The following is an 18,562-nucleotide window of genomic DNA, read 5'->3' as shown; positions in this document are numbered from 1 at the left end:
CAATAACAGCCCCATTTTGGGGCTTATTTTTCGTCTAACATTTCGCGTGCTAGTTTTTCAGAGTTTTCACCTGATGCACCAAGCATTCGTGAAATTTCATGTACGCGTTCTTCTTTGTTGAGTAATTGGACTTTTGTAAATGTTTTATTGTCCTGCACAGATTTGCTGATTAAGTAATGATAACGTGCTTTTGCAGCTATCTGTGCCAAATGGGTAATACAAAAAACTTGCCTAGTTTTTGCAATTTCTACCATCTTGACCGCAACATGATGAGCCGTCATACCACCGATTCCAGCGTCTATTTCATCGAAAATACTGATTTCAATTGGGTCATTTTGAGCGAGGGTACTTTTAAGTGCCAGCATAATGCGCGAAATTTCACCGCCTGATGCTATTTTTTGCAAAGGTTTCGGTTCTTCGCCAGGATTAGCTGAAATCAAAAACTCTACATTGTCGATGCCGTTTGAAGTTACGCGAATGGCATGCTCATTAAGCAGTAAAAAAGAATTCTCATCCTTTACATAGTTAATGTGTGCTAAAAATCTCGATTTTTCCATGCCAAGAAAATGTAATTCAGCTTCAATTTTTTCTTGAATTTCTTTTGCAATATTTTGCCGCATTTTCGAAAGACTCAGTGCTTTTTCTTTAAGTTTTTCAATAATCTCAGTTTTTTGTTGTGCTAGACGGGCAAATTCTGCTTCAAAATTATCAGCTTTATCCAGCAACAGCTGGCATTCTTCTGCAAAATCATTTATTTCTTGAATGGTTTGCTTCTGATATTTACGTTTTAGCTCTTTGATAAGCGATATTTTGTCAATTATGGCATCCATGTCGGTGGCATTGTAATCGGTTTCGTCGAGATAGCTCGAAAGCAAATGAGCACTTTCTCGGGATTTTTCCAGTGCATCTTCTAAAATTTCCACAAGCTCCTCATATTTTTTGGAAAAATTGATAATTCCAGATATAGAGCGTTTTGCATCTTCAAGCATTAAAGAGGCATTAATTTCTGCTTGATAAATGCTTTGATAAGCACGATTTAAAGCATCGAAAATTTTTTCACTGTTCTGCATCCGGGATAATTTTTCTTCGAATTCCTGTTCGTCTTCAGGTTGAAGATCAGCTTTTGTTATTTCTGCATAAGCACTTGCGTAATAATCGCGTTCTTTTTTGAGAGCTTCGGTGTTTGCTTGAAACAGTTGTTCTTCTTTAATTTTTGTTAAGGCTTCTTCATACAAAATTTTGAATGCATCGCGTTCCAGCTGCAGGTTGCCGAACGAATCCAAAAGATCAATATGGACCTTTTTGTTAAGCAGAAGCTGGTGGTCGTGCTGACCATGTATGTCGGCAAGAAGATCCCCAACTTCTTCAAGTCGTGCCACTGTTTCTTGTGTGCCGTTGATAAAAGCCCGATTTTTGCCAGTTGTAGAAATTTCACGGCGTATAATCAAAATTTCTGGATTGTAAATTCCCAGCTCTTTAAGTGTTTGTTGAATTTTCACGTCTTTAATGGAAAATTCGCCTTCGATGGTGAGTTTTTCTGCTCCTGTCCGAATCATGGAAGTATCACTGCGGTCACCTAAAAGTAATCCCAAAGCACCAATTAATACGGATTTACCAGCACCTGTTTCGCCCGTAAGCACTGAAAATCCATCTTCGAAATCTATGTCTAGCTCGTCAATTACGGCATAGTTTTTAATACTGATTCTTCCCAGCATGACAGCTCCTTACCTTAGAAATTCCAACCCAGCTTCACGGACAAGCTTTGGAAAAATTCTTTTGTTGTGACACTTTGGCATTTGACGTAATGGGGATTTTGATCGATTGTAAAGCATGCGTTTTTTTTCAATGTAATGTAATCCTGACCGTCACCCCAGACTTGAGCGTGGGTGTTTACGTTGACGATTTCTATTTTGTTGTTAAGCCCTACTACCAATGGCCGTTCTCCTAGAATATGAGAACATACCGGCGTAATCAACAATAATTCCATATCTGGAAGCACGATGGGGCCACCTGCTGAAAGATTATAAGCTGTACTGCCTGTTGGTGTCGAGATAATAAGGCTATCGGCGCGAACCCTCATGACGGCACTTCCGTTGATTATAATAATAAACTCAGACAGCGAACCTTTTTGATCTCCCGAAAACAAAAACTCATTCAAAGCTAAGAGCGTATGGCCATCGCTTTGACCTGAAAGCATCATGCGCTTAATCCAATGACTTTCTTCCAGAACGAGCTTTAAACCTTCCTGCAACGTGTTTGGTAGAATGCTAGGTAAAAATCCTAGGCTACCTGCATAAACAATAACAATTGGTTTTCTATATTGGGCAAGCCGACGAGCAGCCCCTAAAAAACTTCCGTCTCCGCCTACCGAAAATGCAATATCAAATTTTTGCTGCACTGGATCTTCCTGAGCGTTCAAAAAGGAATCAATTTTGTACTTTTCCAATTCTCGCCGAAGATTGTCGATAATGGGCTGTAGATCATGCTGTAAAATTTTTCCTGTAATTAAGGCAGTTTTCATCATCGGTCTCTTAACAGATTTCTAATATGGTACAATGATTTTGCAAAAAATTCAAGGTTTCTGCATAAAAAAGCTTCCTATTCTGAGGAAGCTTTTGCTTTAAGTTCTAGTATTTTTTTTCGGTTGGCTTCTAGTTCTGTGAGGAGTTTTTCAAAAATTTCTTCAAAATCGTAGGGATTTTTTGTTAATTTGTAGATTTTTTCGTCGAAATCTATTAAACTTTGATCTCGGTTCGGATTGAGTTCGCCGGGAATAGCGCGGGCTTTTTGAGCTTCTTCCTGTGCTCTGCGGCGATATGTTAGTGCTCCCTTGAAGTAAAATTCCGCAATGTCATAGCCATCAAGGTATTTTTCATAGTAATCGTTGTTGAAAAAATAAATGTTTTCTTTATAATAAAGATCTGCATAACGTCGGTATTCTTGTGCAAGCCTTTCGTGAAGATGCGCATTGACAGCATGCTGGTATTTTTGATACTGTGTTTTATTGGTAATGCGGATAAGTGCTTTGATTGGGTGGTCGAACGGCATCACCAGCGCCAGCTCAAGGAAGTAAATATTCCGTGCAATGGCGTCTTGTTTTTCATTGAGGTTCATCGTGACCGAATCGATTTTAATGAGGTCTTCCTTGGTATCAAGGCGTTTTGGAACGGGCAGCAACATAAAATCGGACACTTTTGCGTCAGCGGGGGCGCTTGAAAATGCAAAAATTAATAAATAAAGGACTTTTTTCATGCCTGAAATATCGGAATTTCTTTCGGAAAGTGAAGAATTTTGCTCAATAAAATTCACCGTGCTCTACAGCGGTTGGCGGGTAGATCATGCACTTTCCGAAATTTCTGACGACTTGACCCGCAGTTCGCTAAAGCAACGTCTACGTTTGCTTACTGTTAACGGAAAACCTGTAAAGCTTTCTGCAAAACTTCGGAAAGGAGATCTTGTAGAAGCTGTTTGGATGAAGCATTTAGAACCATCGTTCGAGCCAGAAGAGGTTGACTTCGGTATCATCTATCGCGATCATGATTTGATGATTATTGATAAACCTTGGAATTTGACTGTCCATCCAGCAAAAGGTCATGAAAGTGGCACATTAGCGAACGGGGTTTTGCATTTTTTTCGCAGTAGGAATCTTGACGAGGGTTTCGGAGCCGAAAACCGTCCTGGTATTGTGCACCGTTTGGATAAGGATACGCGTGGTTTGATGATTATCGCCTTAAATGCGGAATCCTCTTATAAACTATGTAGGGCCTTTAAAGAGCGCCGAATCAAAAAAATTTATAAGGCTATTGTTAAAGGAACTGCACCAGACTTTGGTATTGTGGACAAACCGATCGGTCGATCGTTGTATGATAGAAAAAAAATGGCTATTGTGCCCAGAGGACGTCCTTCTGTGACCGAATTCAAAACTTTGGAGCGTCTGAATGGTGCTAGCTTGGTTGCCTGCAATCTTTTGACAGGACGCACACATCAAATTCGTGTCCATATGGCTTCGCTTGGGTATCCAGTGCTGGGCGATCTGCTGTATGGAAAAACAACTATTCCTTTACCTGGGATAGCGTTACTAGCCTCGTATTTGAAATTTGAGCATCCTAAAACCGGCATGGAAATGGAATTCAAACTGCCGGATCCTCCTGAATTTTTGGATCTGTTGCAGTCACTGAGGGAATAGTTATTCTGCAAAAAGGAGCTGTTCTGTTTCGTCGAATGCAACACTTAATACTTTCGAACACCCGAGTTCCTCCATTGTTACAGCAAAAAGCACATCACAGGCTTCCAGCGTAGATTTCGAGTGCGATACGATCACAAATTGACTGGTACCTTTGAAGCGTACGAGCAATTTTTTGAAGCGTTCGATATTTTCATCATCCAGTGGGGCGTCCATCTCGTCAAGGATCACAAACGGAGTCGGTTTGAGCTTGAGGATAGAAAAAATCACCGCAATAGCTACCATTGCTCGTTGTCCACCCGAAAGTAAACTGACGCTTTGAAATTTCTGGCCCGGTGGTTCGGCCATGATATCGATTCCCGAGTTGAGTGGATCGTTTTTGTCTTTCAAAATTAAATCCGCACGGCCACCGTCGAACAGCTCCGAAAACAAATCCTTAAATGAACGGCGAATTTCTTCAAATGCTTTGTTAAATCGTTCTGCCGATTCTCGATTCGTTTCTTTTATCAATGATTCTGTATCGTCCGCAGCGGTTTCGATATCGGTTTTCTGCCGCAGCAGTTCGGTATATTGGTCTTTTGCCGCTTGAAATTGCTCAATTGCCAGCAAATTCACACCTCCCATCTGATTCAAGCGGTTTCTGTATTCGCGTATGGTTTTATTCAGATGATCAACCGTATCGCTTTCTTCCAAAGCAATATCGTTTTCTCCTATTTTGAACTGTTCCCTCAAACTTTGGCGCATTGCTTCAAGCGTTTCACGGCGTTCTGCCAGCGAACCTTCAATTTCGCTCTCCCGGAGTTGCAGTTTTGTAAACTTTTCTAGATTATCTTTATGTATCAATTCCAGAACTTTTTTGGACCTTTTCAAGTCGTTGATTTCATCAGCATTCCGGCCCATTGCGTCTCGAAGTCGAGACAATTCCGGAGCAAGATCTTCTTGTTCTGCAAGCAAATCTTCCATTTCTTCCTCGAGCTCTGTAATAGTTCGAGAAAGATTTTTTTTATCGCTTTCGTAAGTGTCAATACTGCGCCGAATATCATCCAGACGTTGCTCCAGCAACCGAATGTCCGACTGTAGGGCTTTTGCCTGCGCTTCCGCTGATCCAAATCCAATGCGTGCTTGAGCTAGTTCATCTTGATGATGCCCATGTTCCTGACGCAACCATTGATGTTGCTTGTCATAGTCAGCGATAATCGTTTCAATTTCTTCCGAAAGCTTTTCTTTTGCTTGTAAAATTTTTCGTGCCGATTCAAGTTCGCGACGTGTTTGGTCTCCCTGAAATTGTGCTTGTTCGAAATCAGCTTTTGTTTTTTTAAGATCGCGTTCAATGGTTTTGTATTCTGATTCAAGTTGGTTTCGTACTCGGATTTGTTCATTTTCCTCTCGCTCAATCTCCGAAAGACAGCTCCGTTGTTTATCATATTTTTCTTTTTCTCGATCAAGCTGATCTGATAACTTTTCAATCTCCTCCGTTAACGCAAGCTTTTCCGTAAAAGCACCCCCTTCTCCGAAAAATGCTGACAATAAATGATCATAAGCTTGTTTGTTAGCTTCTAATAGGCTTTTGAGATCAAGAAAATCCTGCATAGTAATGCCTTTACCCATAGAGATTGACTGTTCTGTCTTCGATAGGTATGCATTTAATTCCGCAGTAAGGTGTGGTTCTTCCAGATGAAAACGTTTTAAGGCATTCATCTGTGCGTCAATGGCGGAAAGAATTTTTGCATCACAATTTTTTTCCTCAACTTGTGCTAATTTGTATTGTTTTTGTAATTCTTGTATTGTTCTTTCCAGAAGCTCTGTTTCCTGTCGCGCATTTTTTTTTCGCTCTGAAAACAGCTTCCTTTCTGTGCTTGCGGTGTTTAATGCTCTTTCCAGCTTGAGAAATTCTTCTTCTTCGCGGTTTAAAGTATGGGCCTTATTTTTTTTGATGTCGTCAAATCGAATAACATCCGATTCAAAAACAAAAAGTTGGCCATGGATTTCTGCGATTTCTCTACGCAGAGTATCAATATCGTCCCGCGTAACCGCTTTTTTGAATCCAGCCGCTTGAGATGCTTCCAAAAGTGCTTGTTCGGCACAATCCGTTTTGTTTTTCAATTCCTGCTGAATATTTTCTGCCTGGAGTAACAATTCTTTTGCTTTTGCCTGTTTTTTTTCTGCATCCGAAACGGCATCACGCTTGTCTGCAAGAGTGTCTTCCCATTCTTCCATCCTGTCAAGATCCTGCTGTGCCCTCAAATCCAGCTCAATAAGACGGTTCCGAGAATCTTTAATATTCCGTTCAGCTGAATTATAACGTGTTTTTGCTTCGGTGAGCTCTTTTTCCAGCCGGATATATTTTTCATTCATCTTCCCAAATAACTGTTCTTTTTCGCCCAAAGCTTCGTCTGAAAGAACCATTTGAATTTCGAGGTCGTTGAGCGCATCAGAAAGAGGTTGTAAGGCATTCTTAAGGGTTATGGCATCGCGTTCACGGCGTTCGATTTCTTTTCTCATATTGAGAACCCGGGATACTTCAAATTTAACTTCGGTTTCGCGCAGGACCGAGTTCAAATGATTGTAAGCATCTGCGTCCTGTGCCTGCAGCTCCAGCGAGGCGATTTCTTTCTCGAGGCGGTTAAGCGTTTCCTGGAGCCTGTCCAGATTTTCACGTGCCTGGTTGAGTTTTTTTTCGGCTTCTTCTTTTCGGAATTTAAATTTTGAAATACCGGCAAAATCTTCAAATAAAATCCTTCGTTCTTCTGCTGATTCCGACAGCAAACGGTCTATTTTTCCTTGCTCAAAAATTGCGTACGAATCGCGCCCGACACCTGTATCAAGGAAAAGTTCAACTGTATCCTTTAGCCGCGAACGCACGCCGTTGACAAAATACTGGCCCTCGCCCGAACGGAAAACACGACGCCCGATTGATACTTCTGGGTAATCAATCGAAAGCCAGTTGAGTTCGTTGTTGAGGGTCAACGAAACTTCCGCCATTCCCGATGCTGACCGGTGTTTTGTCCCCGCGAAAATAATATCCTGCATTTTGTCGCCGCGTAGGGATTTGGCGCTTTGTTCGCCCAGAACCCACTTCATTGCCTCGATGACGTTTGATTTGCCGCAGCCATTCGGTCCGACAATACCGGTAATACCATCAGAAAATTCAATATGAGTTTTTGTTCCGAAAGACTTGAATCCTTGAAGATCTAGGGATTTCAAATATACAGCCATGAATGCTCCCGTTTTTTGGTTCATCTGATATTATAGCATAAGAAACTCCGTTTTGTCCATAGAAAAACTTCTCTAACCCTTAAGGAAAATCAATTTCTTCCGAAAAATAGTTATACAAATTCTTTGAACAAAAGAGGTATGTTATGGCTAGAGTAAAATTTTTGGATGTGCTCGAAGAAACACGCACCAGACCCACTCAAAGGCAAAGCTTTGACGGACGCGACTCCGAACCGTTTTCCGGGGAACGGCAGGATCGTTTTGAATCTCCGCGCGATTCCGGAGCTTATGGAGACCGATTCGAAAGCGAATATCGTATTCCACGCAGGGAAACCGTTGCTGAACGTTATGCGCGCGAACCACGACCCGCTTACGATACAGGGTATTCCGGACGGAAAGATTTTTCTGCAAGGCCGCAAGCTTCGGCTCCAAAAGCTCCCTTGCTCCTTAACGATGAAAATCGTATGCTTTGGACAGGAGCTTTGTTTATTTTCTTTGGAGGGATGCTTTTTTTGACAGGCTACTGGCTTGGTAAGGCAGTAACCAGTAAGGTAAAAAGCGAAGGGCTTGCCTCTCTTAGCGAAGCTCGTGATTTCCGCCGTGAAGAACTCGGAAATGCTTATACAGTAAAGGATCTGCCTTCAATATCTCCTCCAAAAGCAGTGACGGTCGATATTCCACAGCCTGCTCCGAAGCCGGCTTCTCAGGCAGCAAAAAAAATCACACCTAAACCTGTGCCAGCTGCTCCTAAAAAACCTGCGGTTGTCAGTGAATTTGTTGTGCAGGTTTCGGCGCATACGTCTATCGAGGCTGCACGTCTCGTTGAGGATAAACTGGTTTCAGCAGGTTACAGTGCTTACACATCGGAAAGCCTTGTTGGTAGCAACCGTTATTTTCGTGTACGAATCCGCGGATTCAACAATAAAAACGATGCCGAAAAGGTACTTGCTTCTGTTAAAACCCTCGGGCTTGGGACTGATGGTTATGTTTTGAGACTTGATTAAGTTCAGAAATAAAACGCATCCTTCAAATGGATGCGTTTTTTATGGTGCTTCGGGAAAATTTTGAGTTGCCATTAATGCTAAATTTATTTCGTTAATCGAAAATCCAAGCTCTAATAGTTCTTCTTTATTTTTGTGCTGTCGGATGTAACCGATCAATTGTTTTTGTTTGTCTGTATCCGAATTCCGGCCTGCTTGATAGTTTTTCAAACTTCTTACCGAAATCCCTTCAAAAACTTCTGAAATTTCTGTGTTATTGATTTCTGGAGCTTCGTCAGCAAAAAAATCATTGTAGCCGAATGCTTCCTTAGGATGATGAGGGGGTGTTTCTTCGTCGCTGGAGGCGTTCAAACGAAGCGGCTGTAATAGTTTATATTTGTCGGCTTCCTCGAAACGTTCTTTCAGTACCGCTTCAACCTTATGTGACAAGCGAATTTTCCGTTCGAGTTCTTCGATTCTATCGTCCAGCATACTTAAGTTCCGGCTGGCAACACGATTGAATTCGACAATTAAACGTTCCGTCTGGCTGCGAAATTCTTCGAGTTCGGTTTGATGCGTCTTTTCTGTTTTAGTCTTGTAAGCCCAAACCAGTGCTAAAAATGACATGCAGAATGACGCTCCCGCAAAAAAATTCATCCATTCCCCCTTGCTTTAGCATAACTTATCTGCTTTGAAATTGCAAATTATCGAAACTTTTCTTAATTTTAAAAAAATGTTACAATGTCGGGTATGTGGAGACTTTATGAAAAAATATCTGTGGTTTTTAATTTTTATGCCGGGGTTGAGTTTTGGCCAGAGATTCTGCATGCCCGATGAGAAACTAGGTACGGCACTTGTTGTCTCAAACCGCGTGCCTATCGAAGCTGATGTTCGGAAAATTGTCAGCGGTCTTAGGGCTGAAGGGATTAAAATTTTCGATGCGCGTCAGGATATCGACCTCAAGGGTGTCACCCAAACTAATTCTCCTTTTGCTAAAGATATCGGATATGCATTGAAAATCAGCGTGCTTAATGAGTCTTATGCGGAACGTGTTTATCGTTTTTCCGTAACAGTGCTACGGCTTTCGGATGGGGTAATAAGTTCGACGGAACTGACCGTCCCTAAAGAAAATTTCGCAATTCTGATTGCAGAACTTTACCGGCTTTTGTGCCTCCTTTTTCCATGGAAAATCACATCTGATCCTGTTGTGGCTGAAGTTTCTGTGGAAAGGTTTTCTTTTCCGATGGGCGATTTTTACGGGCTCAAGAAAGGAGATGAGATTACAGTTCGTTATGCTCAAGCTCGTGAAGGTCTCACCGAATCCTTCGCGATCATTCAAAAAGTCTCTGTATTGACGAATGGTTCCAATATTTCCACAACAATTGAAGCAAAAGATTTAGCTAAATCTGTAAAAACCGGTGATACAATCCTCAGAAAACCTCCGCAACGGAATCGTTTTTCGTTTACTCTGGCTGCAACGGCAGTTGCTGGCGGTACGATGCCGCTTCAGGCCCGCGATGGAGAGAGTTTGTGGAGAGGTTTCGGAGTCTGGCCAGCCGGCTTAATCTTCAATGGCGAATACGAACGACTTCTTCCCTATCAACTCGTATCAACAACAGTTTTCGGCATTAACGTCGACGGCATGCTTGGGACGTTTGTGTTTACGGGAATTGGCTACAGGGTTATCTACCGCAGTTGGGAATTTGTGCCCTATCTTAGGCTGGGAGTTATGTATAATCCTTTGGTTCTTGACGGTGTAACAGCTGATACACCTTCTATGCAAGGTGCAGGGTTTCGGTTTGGATTGAATTTCGGCATGAGCTTTATGAAGCGACTAGGAAGTAATTTGTTTCTTGGTTTTGATCTAGGAGCGCAATGGTATCCTTTGTCTTATGGTGCGATGTTGGTTTCCTCACAAAGTATCAAACCTCAATGGAAAAACAGCTCAGGCTGGTCTAACAAGCTTGGTTTGCCATCTATTTATCCGTATTTGGGCTTGAAATTCGGCTGGATGTTCTGATTTCTTGTGAAAATATTGCTTTTTCTTGCAAATTCTTGATCTTTCCTTTATAATATTTTACTTACGTGTGTAAGAATTTTCAAAAAGGGGCAGTATATGTCACAGCAACGTGAATCATGGGCATCGTCAATAGGTGTCATCTTAGCTGTTGCGGGTTCTGCCGTAGGGTTGGGTAACTTCTTGCGGTTTCCTGGACAGCTTGCACAAAATGGTGGGGGAGCATTTCTCATTCCTTATTTTATTGCTCTACTTGTTATTGGTATTCCTATTTCATGGCTCGAATGGACCATGGGTCGTTACGGTGGTGCTCACGGCCACGGTACGTCCCCGGGTGTTTTCAACATCCTTTTCCGCAAACCTTGGGCTAAATATCTAAGTTCTGTCAGTTTGCTAGCTATCATGTTTATTTCGTTTTATTATTTTTATTTAGAATCTATCCTTTTAGGGTATGCATGGTTTTCGATTACTGGAGATCTTGTAACACTGGCAAAAGGCGGCCAATCTGGTCAGTTTTTCAGTGATTACCTCAATTTTAACATCCGTATTTTGGGTTTTCCAGCAGCTCTGATTTTCTTTGTTATTACAATTGCGCTTAATGCAGGTGTTATTGCGATGGGAGTTTGTAAAGGCATCGAACGGCTTGCAAAAATCCTGATGCCTCTGCTTTTGATTCTTGGAATTATTCTGTTAATTCGTGCCTTGACTCTTCCCGGAATGGAACAAGGGATTGCTTTTATGTGGAATCCTGATTTTTCAAAGCTTGCTGATCCTCAAGTCTGGCTTGCTGCTTCTGGTCAAATTTTCTTTACGCTCAGTATAGGAATGGGATGCCTTATTAATTATGCATCTTATTTGAAACGCGATAAAGACATTGCTTTGTCATCGCTTGCAGCTAATGCAACTAACGAATTTGCTGAAGTTATTTTGGGAGGGATGATTATTATCCCAATGGCTGCATCTGTTCTTGGTGCTTCGGCTCTTAGCGATATCGCCAAAAGCGGTACATTTCATCTTAGTCTTATAACTATGCCTGCAATGCTTACGCAGCTTCCGTTTGCGCAACTTTTTTCTATTGTCTGGTTTTTTCTATTGTTTTTTGCTGGAATTACGTCTAGCTTGTCGATGTATCAACCTTTGATGAGCTTCTGCACGGAAGAACTTAAGTGGAAATCTTCTCATACTTTGATAGGATTAGGATTAATGTCGCTTGTGATGGGTACTTATGTGGCGTTGGATTCCAGTCTCAGTACGCTGGATGAACTTGATTTTTGGGGCGGAAATTTGTTTTTACTTCTGTTTGGGGCAATTGAGTCTGTGATGTATGCTACGCACATTGATTACAAAAAGGGCTGGCTCGAACTTCACAAAGGTGCGCATATTAAAATTCCCGTTGCATACTGTTTTGTGCTTAAGTATGTGACGCCGGTATTTTTATGTGTTATTTTAATTGCATGGGTTATTTCCAACGGACCCAAATATTTCCTCATGACTAATTATTCTCTTGAAGCACGTCCTTCCATTTTTATTACACGAGTTATTCTTTTAACTATTGCGGTAGCTGTGAATTTTCTTATTGCTTACGCTTGGAGAAAGCATAATCATGATGAAAAATTGTTGATAAAAGTGGAGGATTCCCTACATGATTAAAACAACAATATTAGGATTGATTTTTTTATTGCCCAATTTTATTTTTTCTCAGGATACTGATAAACAATATGTATTAACTCCTGGTGGCTTGTTTTTTATGATTTTCTCGTGGGCAGCGATTATCATTTGGAACATTATTTGTTTTAAAAAAATTCTTGAGAATAAAAAATAGTTTTTGTCCCTCTCTTGTTATGGAGAGGGATTTTTTATTTTGACATTTTGTTCTTTTTCGCATAAAATATAAAAATGAAAATACTTTTTGGGATAATGATTTTCTTTTCGGTTTCTATGTATGCTCAAGATATTTCTACAAATGCTTCTACTTTGGAGCCATCTAATGAATCAAATACAGGATTCTTAGATGCATTTTACGAAGGTGAAGATGCTGTTCTTGAAGAACAAAAAAATGAAAATACGGCTTTGATATTATTTAGGATTGTTTTTATTACGGTTGTTCTTGGATTTGTGACATGGCTTATTATTCGATTTTTCTTTAAAGACAGCCAACCTACGATATCGCGTATGAATAATTCCATAGAAGTTCTAGCTACGATTCCTGCGGGTCTTGGCAATTATTTTGTTATTGCAAAACTTTATCAGTCTTATTATTTTTTATCGTTGGGAACAGACGGGCTGCGTATGCTGGATAAAATTTCCGATCGCGAAACAATTGATTTTATTGAGCTGAATCGCGAAAATACACTAGCTCATGATACGAAATTTGTTGATCTTCTTGAAAAAATGCCGGACGGTGTTCCCAAAAAAGCATTAGAATTTCTGCGTGAAAAAATAGATAAGCTTCGAAAAATGTAATATAAAAGTATGAAAAAAACAGTATTTGTAGGGATGAGTGGCGGTATTGATAGCTCGGCAACTGTCAAATTACTTGTAGATCAAGGTTATCAAGTTATTGGGTTGACTTTTGTTGGTCTTGGCGAAACTGGATCACGTAAGTGCTGTTCTGTTGATGAGATACAGTCAGCTAAAAATGTCTGTGCTGCATTAGAAATTGAACATAAAATCTTGGACCTTAAGGAATTGTTCAAAGCCAAGGTTCGAAATCCTTTTGTACAAAGTTATATTAATGGTGAAACCCCCAATCCGTGTATGCTGTGCAATCGGCATATTAAATTCGGAGCACTTGTTGAATATGCATTGGGTGAAGGTGCTGATTTTGTTGCTATGGGGCATTACTGCGGCATTGACAATGTGGATGGCGAATATTTGTTTCGTACAGGCCGTGATGTAGAAAAAGATCAAAGTTATTTTTTAGCAATGATACAGCCTGATGTGTTGGAATTTTTGAAATTTCCACTAGCTGATATGAAAAAATCTGAAGTACGTCAGATTGTAGCACAAGCAGGCATCCCGATAAGAAGCGATAAACAAGAAAGTCAAGATATTTGTTTTGTGCCTGATAACTATCGAGATTATCTGCGCACTGAAGGTGTTGATACTAATGAAGGTACGATGTTGATTAATGAAAAACCTGTAGCACGACATGATGGAGTAGCATTTTATTCATTGGGTCAGAGGCGTGGATTAGGTGTTTCTGTGGGAAAAAAAATATTTATCCGTTCCATTGATGCCAAAAAAAATATTATTGTTTTGGGTGAAAAGCCTTCTAGTAGGGAATTTACTGTCTCTGGTATGAATATTTTTTCTCGTAAATTCAAAGATGGTCCGTGGCTGATTCAAACAAGATACCGCTCTACAAGGGTTCCAGGAGTTGTGAATCGTATCTCTGACGACGAATGGAAAGTTTTCTTAGATACGCCGCAAGAGATTGTTTCACCAGGCCAATATGCGGTGTTTTATCGTGATGATCATGTTTATGCAGGTGGAAAAATCAAAAAAGTTGTTTTGGCAGAAGAAAATGGCTGTTAGGGAAATTGTTACTTATGGGCATCCAGTTTTACGTGAACCTGCTCAAGAAGTGCTCAAAATTGATAATGAAATTCTTGATGTGGTGCAGGATTTAAAGGATACGTTGGCTAGCGTACAAGGTCTTGGTTTGGCAGCACCTCAAATTGGAGTTAACAAGCAGATCTTTATTGCTGATCTTTCAATTCTAAATGACCGAAAACATTTAACTCATAAAGTAGTTTTTATCAATCCAAAAATTATTTCTGTGTCCAAACAGACAGATACTGATAATGAAGGATGTTTATCGTTTCCTGGAGTTAGGGGTGATGTATGCAGGCCTTTCAAAGTAAAAATGCGTGGATTAATCCCTTCCGGAGCCGAACGGATAATAGATGCTAAGGGATTATTTGCGCGTTGTTTGCAGCATGAATATGACCATTTACATGGCAAGCTTTTTATTGATTATTTTCTGGAACGAGATAGGATCGAAAATGAAATGTTAATCCGATCATACCTTGAAACTAATAAAAAACAACTTCCTAACATTTTGGAGTAGTAATGAAAATAATTTTTTGGGGCAACAGTCACTTTTCATTGAAACCATTTCAGATACTGATCGAACAATTTTCTATTAAAGCGTTAGTTACTGCACCGAATACATTTGTAGGTCGGGGACTCAAACAATTGCGCTTGAATCCTGTGAAAGAGTTGGCTTTGAAATATGATATTCCTGTGCTACAACCCCAGAAATTGAAAAATAATTTGGAGTTTCAGAAACAGCTCCTTGATTTTAATCCAGATTTTCATGTTATTGTTTCTTACGGTCGTTTGATTCCGGTTGAGCTGCTTGAATTGGTAGATTATAAATTTATTAATCTGCATGCATCATTGCTTCCTGAACTGCGTGGCCCTTCGCCTATTCAATATGCTTTGTGGCAAGGGAGTGCTTTCACGGGCAACACTGTGCAGTTTCTTGCGGAAGGGATGGATGAAGGTGATATTATTGCTCAAAGCAGAGTGGCAATTCTACCTCAGGATAATTATGAGATCCTAGAAGAAAAACTAGCAAAAGATGGTGCTGAATTATTATCAAAAGTGTTAAGGGATATCAACAAAAAGAGTTACAATCGTACACCTCAAGATCATCAATCCTCGACTTATACAAAGCTCATTCATAAAGAAGACGGAGCTGTATATTTTTCTATGAGTGCTGATGATATTTATAATGCTTTTCGAGCGTTTCATCAGAAGCCAGGAATTTATCTGCCTCTTGAAATGGGCAATGTGAAAATACTTGATTGTGAGCCTGTTATATGGCCGCAAGAAGAACAAGGAAAAATTTTGTCTATAGGGAGACGGGGAGTACTCGTAGCGACATATGAAAATGCTATTTTACTCAAGATTCTCCAAGCTCCTGCAAAAAAATCTGTTTCTGGGTTTGATTTTGCAAATGGATTGCGATTAAAGGAAAGAATGTTTTTAAAATGAAAGGGTATACTATGAAATTTAATGAGGTTAAAAATTTTATTGGACAATTTTTTTCTCAGGTTAAAGACTTTATCAAAAAATGGACAAAATTTCAAACATGGCAAGATTCTATGCTGCCCGAAAATCCTGTAGAGCATCAGCGATTGGTACGATTTTTGTTTTTTATTGTTGGTGTTACAGCTGCATTAATGGTGCTTATTTTATTGTTATCCCTTTTAGTTTTAAATATCAGTGTGCCAAGAGTACGGGTGCCAACCATGATGCGTATGGATATGATTGATGCAGTAAGGCTCGCACAAGCCCAAAAACTTGTTCCTACTTTTGAAATGCGTTTTACTGAAGCAGATGATCGGTTTCAAGTAATTAAACAGTATCCTGCTCATGGAGTTTCTGTGCGTGAGGGCCGCAAAGTGACATTAGTGGTCAGCATGGGTAAAGACCTTTATGTTGTGCCAGATGTCAGCAGTATGCAGAAAAATCAAGCAATTGAAATTCTTGAAGCAGAACGGATTCCATATGAAATAGTGATAGTACCAGCATCTGAGCATAATACTAATATGGTGATTGCTCAAAGTGCGCAGCCACGAACAAAATTGCCACGTTCCGAAGCTTTAACTCTCACCGTGACTGATGAAGTTAAAGAAGGTCAGTATCTTTTGGATGATTTTATCCGGCAGCCTATCGAATATGTAGTGTCACGTTTATATTATAACGGTATTATTCCTATTGTGGTGAGTACGAATGTTCCATCGTTGAGTGATAATGGACTGGTTCTTGAACAAAATGCTGAAGCAGGAACTATTCTTGCTAAGAACAGTAGCGTAATTCTTAATGTTGGGCTTTTTGCAAACGACCAAGGTGAATATGAAAAATTACGTTGGTATGTATTCCGTTACCGATTTCCGAGAGTTGGGCGTCCTGAGTCAAGCACTGATGAACCTCAAGATATCCCTCAAACAGCAGCTAAATTCTATAAAATTGTTGTAGAAGATGAATTAGGGCGGCCTAATATCATTTACGAAAGAGCTGGGGTTGAAGGCACAGTGCTTATTAAAGTGTTCAAAGCATATGGTAATGCTAAAGTTTATATTTATGCCAATAACGAAATTATAGGAAGCCGTGATTATGGAGCAAATTAATATTTTACCGTCTATTTTTGCTGCAAATTTTGCTGATATTCCTTCTGCGCTCGAGCTTATTCGTAATTCTAGTATTACGATGATTCATTATGATGTCATGGATAATCATTTTGTTCCCAATATTTCTTTTGGTGAACAATTTGTAAAGCAGGTAATGTCAGCGGTTCCTGAAATTCAAGCTGATATCCACTTGATGATTGATTTGCCTGGCCATTATGAAAAATTTCTTGCACTTAAGCCTCGGGTGCTCACCATACATGCCGAAGCTTCAGAAAATATTATACCATATCTTCGTGGAGTTAGATCTGAGGGGATATTAGCGGGAGTTTCTTTAAAACCAGATACACCTATTGACATATTAAAAGATTTAGCAGGGGAATTTGATTTGTTTCTTGTGATGAGTGTAGAACCTGGGTTCTCATTCCAAAAGTTCATTCCCAGATCGCTTCAAAAAATCCAACAAGCACGTTCATTTTTTGGAGAGAATCTCATTATTGAGGCGGATGGAGGCATTAATCGTCAAAATATGCATATTCTTAAAGAGGCAGGACTTAATTGGTTTGTTATGGGAGGAGGTTTTTTTAATGATCCGTCTCCTGATACTTTACTCTTTAGCCTCAATAATGACTCTTGTTCTAAAGAATAGAGATTATATGATAATAATCTTTTTAAGATTTTAGTATAAATTCGAAATACGAGTAAAAAAATCTTTGAAATAGAATAAAAGCTAATATTGTAAAAGTAGTACATATCAAGCAAGAATTGGTGATTTTCCTTCCTTCTTTAGATAATTGCTTTCATTATTCTATAAATGAAAATTATTTTTAAAATATATTGACAATATTACATTTATTTATTACAATAAGTTTCTTTTTGGGTGTTTAGCTCAGTTGGTCCAGAGCATCTGCCTTACAAGCAGAGGGTCGTAGGTTCGATTCCTACAACGCCCAATCCAAGAATATTGGTAAGTTATTGTTTTTCAATGGCTTACCTTTTTCATTATTTGTTTGTGTATAAATTTTGACTTTGTGCTCATCGATAATGCATGGCATGGAGCCATTTAGAATTCTAGCTTGTGTATATTATGAATGGAGTGAATATTTTCGTCGTGTTCCAGGATGCCAAGATTAAGAAATGCGGTGCAAGAAAAAAATATCTGTTCAGTCTGGAAAACAAATAGAACAGCTATTTCCCTCTAATGTTTTCCCACTGAAAAAAATCAAGTGACCTGGAGACTATCCCATTTCAAAGATGCCTGTAGGAAATTCAATCCATTCCTGCGAGCTACTGAAAAAAGAATAGTATTTGGTTTGGTGCTTAATGATATAAAGTCTAATGTAATGCTCTAAATCCTCATAAAGAGAATAATTCCTACTGTATTTGGAAGATGTATATAATGTTTTCGTTATTGTTTCTGGTGATTAATGCCGAGAGCTTTTCTGAATTCTGCTTGTGTGTTCGCAAGAGATTTCTTTGATTTTATAATGAGATATCAGGGAATAGTACGCATTCTGTTACTTTCTCATAATCTAAAATAGCTACCATAGGCTCTTTTCTGGAGATGGAGTTTTCAATAGGATAAGGCGGTTAGCAATGTCTGTTAATTAAGTGGTGTAATGTTGATATATCAAAAAATCTAATATAGCATTCTTATAACTTTTTTATGACCATTATTTCTACAGGATATGATAATTTTTTATTTTTTTGATTCCTGAATTTGATAGAGGCAATTTCATAATTATCTTTTGAGGTAGGTGAAATTAAATAATAATCTCTGTCTTTGTAGGGGGAGCTTATTATTTCAATGGAAGCGATAAGTTTATCTTGAGAATTATAAACTTCCATGGTGAGAAAATCATTTCGATATTTTTTTGAAGGACCACGGAATATAAGTTTTTTATTGGAGGGTTAAAAGATGGTGTTTCAATATTGGTGTCATATGAAAGCATTGCTGTTTTATAGTAGAGCATACTATGGTAAGGATGTCTGCTAACAATAGCAATATTTTTGGTTCTGAAAAAGGGAA

The 18,562-nt window shown here is 39.4% G+C and carries 16 protein-coding genes and 1 tRNA gene; 12 read left to right on the top strand and 5 right to left on the bottom strand.

Annotated elements, in window-relative coordinates; genetic code table 11:
• Window positions 1–23: 23 nt before the first annotated feature.
• The 3 genes from recN to BM018_RS01220 all read right to left on the bottom strand — a co-directional run bounded on the left by recN (window position 24) and on the right by BM018_RS01220 (window position 3,252).
• Entirely contained in the window at window positions 24–1,715 is a 1,692-nt protein-coding gene (gene recN, locus BM018_RS01230; RefSeq protein WP_092317476.1) for a DNA repair protein RecN, read from the bottom strand.
• Between the two features lie 14 nt (window positions 1,716–1,729).
• A complete protein-coding gene (locus tag BM018_RS01225; protein WP_159428122.1) occupies window positions 1,730–2,521 on the bottom strand; it encodes an NAD(+)/NADH kinase in 792 nt (263 codons plus the stop codon).
• 77 nt (window positions 2,522–2,598) lie between these two features.
• Entirely contained in the window at window positions 2,599–3,252 is a 654-nt protein-coding gene (locus tag BM018_RS01220) for a hypothetical protein (protein ID WP_143280365.1), read from the bottom strand.
• On the opposite strand from BM018_RS01220, the gene BM018_RS01215 reads away from it, so the two are divergent.
• On the top strand, window positions 3,251–4,186 hold the full coding sequence (locus BM018_RS01215) for an RluA family pseudouridine synthase (RefSeq protein WP_092317468.1): 936 nt from the start codon (window positions 3,251–3,253) through the stop codon (window positions 4,184–4,186). The two genes, BM018_RS01220 and BM018_RS01215, sit on opposite strands and share 2 nt — an antisense overlap.
• On the opposite strand, the gene BM018_RS01210 is transcribed toward BM018_RS01215, so the two are convergent.
• A complete protein-coding gene (locus tag BM018_RS01210) occupies window positions 4,187–7,399 on the bottom strand; it encodes a chromosome segregation SMC family protein (RefSeq protein WP_159428121.1) in 3,213 nt (1,070 codons plus the stop codon).
• A gap of 143 nt (window positions 7,400–7,542) precedes the next feature.
• On the opposite strand from BM018_RS01210, the gene BM018_RS01205 reads away from it, so the two are divergent.
• Complete coding sequence (locus BM018_RS01205) at window positions 7,543–8,400, top strand: SPOR domain-containing protein (RefSeq protein WP_092317462.1); 858 nt, start codon at window positions 7,543–7,545, stop codon at window positions 8,398–8,400.
• 39 nt (window positions 8,401–8,439) lie between these two features.
• Here BM018_RS01205 and BM018_RS01200 read toward each other — a convergent pair whose 3' ends face one another.
• Window positions 8,440–9,033 carry a hypothetical protein gene (locus BM018_RS01200; protein ID WP_092317460.1) on the bottom strand — a complete coding sequence of 198 codons (594 nt, stop codon included), beginning with the start codon at window positions 9,031–9,033 and terminating at the stop codon, window positions 8,440–8,442.
• Window positions 9,034–9,139: 106 nt separating this feature from the next.
• On the opposite strand from BM018_RS01200, the gene BM018_RS01195 reads away from it, so the two are divergent.
• The 10 genes from BM018_RS01195 (at window position 9,140) to BM018_RS01150 (ending at window position 17,486) form a co-directional block, all read left to right on the top strand.
• Complete coding sequence (locus tag BM018_RS01195; RefSeq protein ID WP_092317457.1) at window positions 9,140–10,396, top strand: hypothetical protein; 1,257 nt, start codon at window positions 9,140–9,142, stop codon at window positions 10,394–10,396.
• 96 nt (window positions 10,397–10,492) lie between these two features.
• Window positions 10,493–12,043 carry a sodium-dependent transporter gene (locus tag BM018_RS01190; protein WP_092317454.1) on the top strand — a complete coding sequence of 517 codons (1,551 nt, stop codon included), beginning with the start codon at window positions 10,493–10,495 and terminating at the stop codon, window positions 12,041–12,043.
• Window positions 12,036–12,215: a hypothetical protein gene (locus tag BM018_RS01185; protein ID WP_092317451.1), complete on the top strand. Its 180-nt coding sequence runs from the start codon at window positions 12,036–12,038 to the stop codon at window positions 12,213–12,215. The genes BM018_RS01190 and BM018_RS01185 overlap by 8 nt, the downstream gene beginning before the upstream one ends.
• 95 nt (window positions 12,216–12,310) lie before the next feature.
• Window positions 12,311–12,856, top strand: coding sequence for a hypothetical protein (locus tag BM018_RS01180; protein ID WP_092317448.1), 546 nt, complete (start codon window positions 12,311–12,313; stop codon window positions 12,854–12,856).
• Window positions 12,857–12,865: 9 nt separating this feature from the next.
• The gene (gene mnmA, locus BM018_RS01175; RefSeq protein ID WP_092317445.1) at window positions 12,866–13,930 is read left to right on the top strand and encodes a tRNA 2-thiouridine(34) synthase MnmA; all 1,065 of its coding nucleotides are present in this window, start codon (window positions 12,866–12,868) and stop codon (window positions 13,928–13,930) included.
• Window positions 13,920–14,465 carry a peptide deformylase gene (gene def / locus BM018_RS01170; protein ID WP_159428120.1) on the top strand — a complete coding sequence of 182 codons (546 nt, stop codon included), beginning with the start codon at window positions 13,920–13,922 and terminating at the stop codon, window positions 14,463–14,465. The genes mnmA and def overlap by 11 nt, the downstream gene beginning before the upstream one ends.
• Before the next feature lie 2 nt (window positions 14,466–14,467).
• Complete coding sequence (fmt, locus tag BM018_RS01165; protein WP_092317440.1) at window positions 14,468–15,397, top strand: methionyl-tRNA formyltransferase; 930 nt, start codon at window positions 14,468–14,470, stop codon at window positions 15,395–15,397.
• 11 nt (window positions 15,398–15,408) lie between these two features.
• Window positions 15,409–16,536: a PASTA domain-containing protein gene (locus BM018_RS01160; protein ID WP_159428119.1), complete on the top strand. Its 1,128-nt coding sequence runs from the start codon at window positions 15,409–15,411 to the stop codon at window positions 16,534–16,536.
• A complete protein-coding gene (locus tag BM018_RS01155; RefSeq protein ID WP_092317433.1) occupies window positions 16,523–17,182 on the top strand; it encodes a ribulose-phosphate 3-epimerase in 660 nt (219 codons plus the stop codon). The genes BM018_RS01160 and BM018_RS01155 overlap by 14 nt, the downstream gene beginning before the upstream one ends.
• A gap of 229 nt (window positions 17,183–17,411) precedes the next feature.
• A tRNA-Val gene (locus BM018_RS01150) sits at window positions 17,412–17,486 on the top strand.
• Window positions 17,487–18,562 lie beyond the last annotated feature (1,076 nt).

The organism is Brevinema andersonii (genome assembly GCF_900112165.1).
Taxonomy (GTDB): Bacteria; Spirochaetota; Brevinematia; order Brevinematales; family Brevinemataceae; genus Brevinema; species Brevinema andersonii.
Note: the sequence above shows the minus strand (reverse complement) of the source record. Positions and strands in the feature narration are given on the sequence as shown.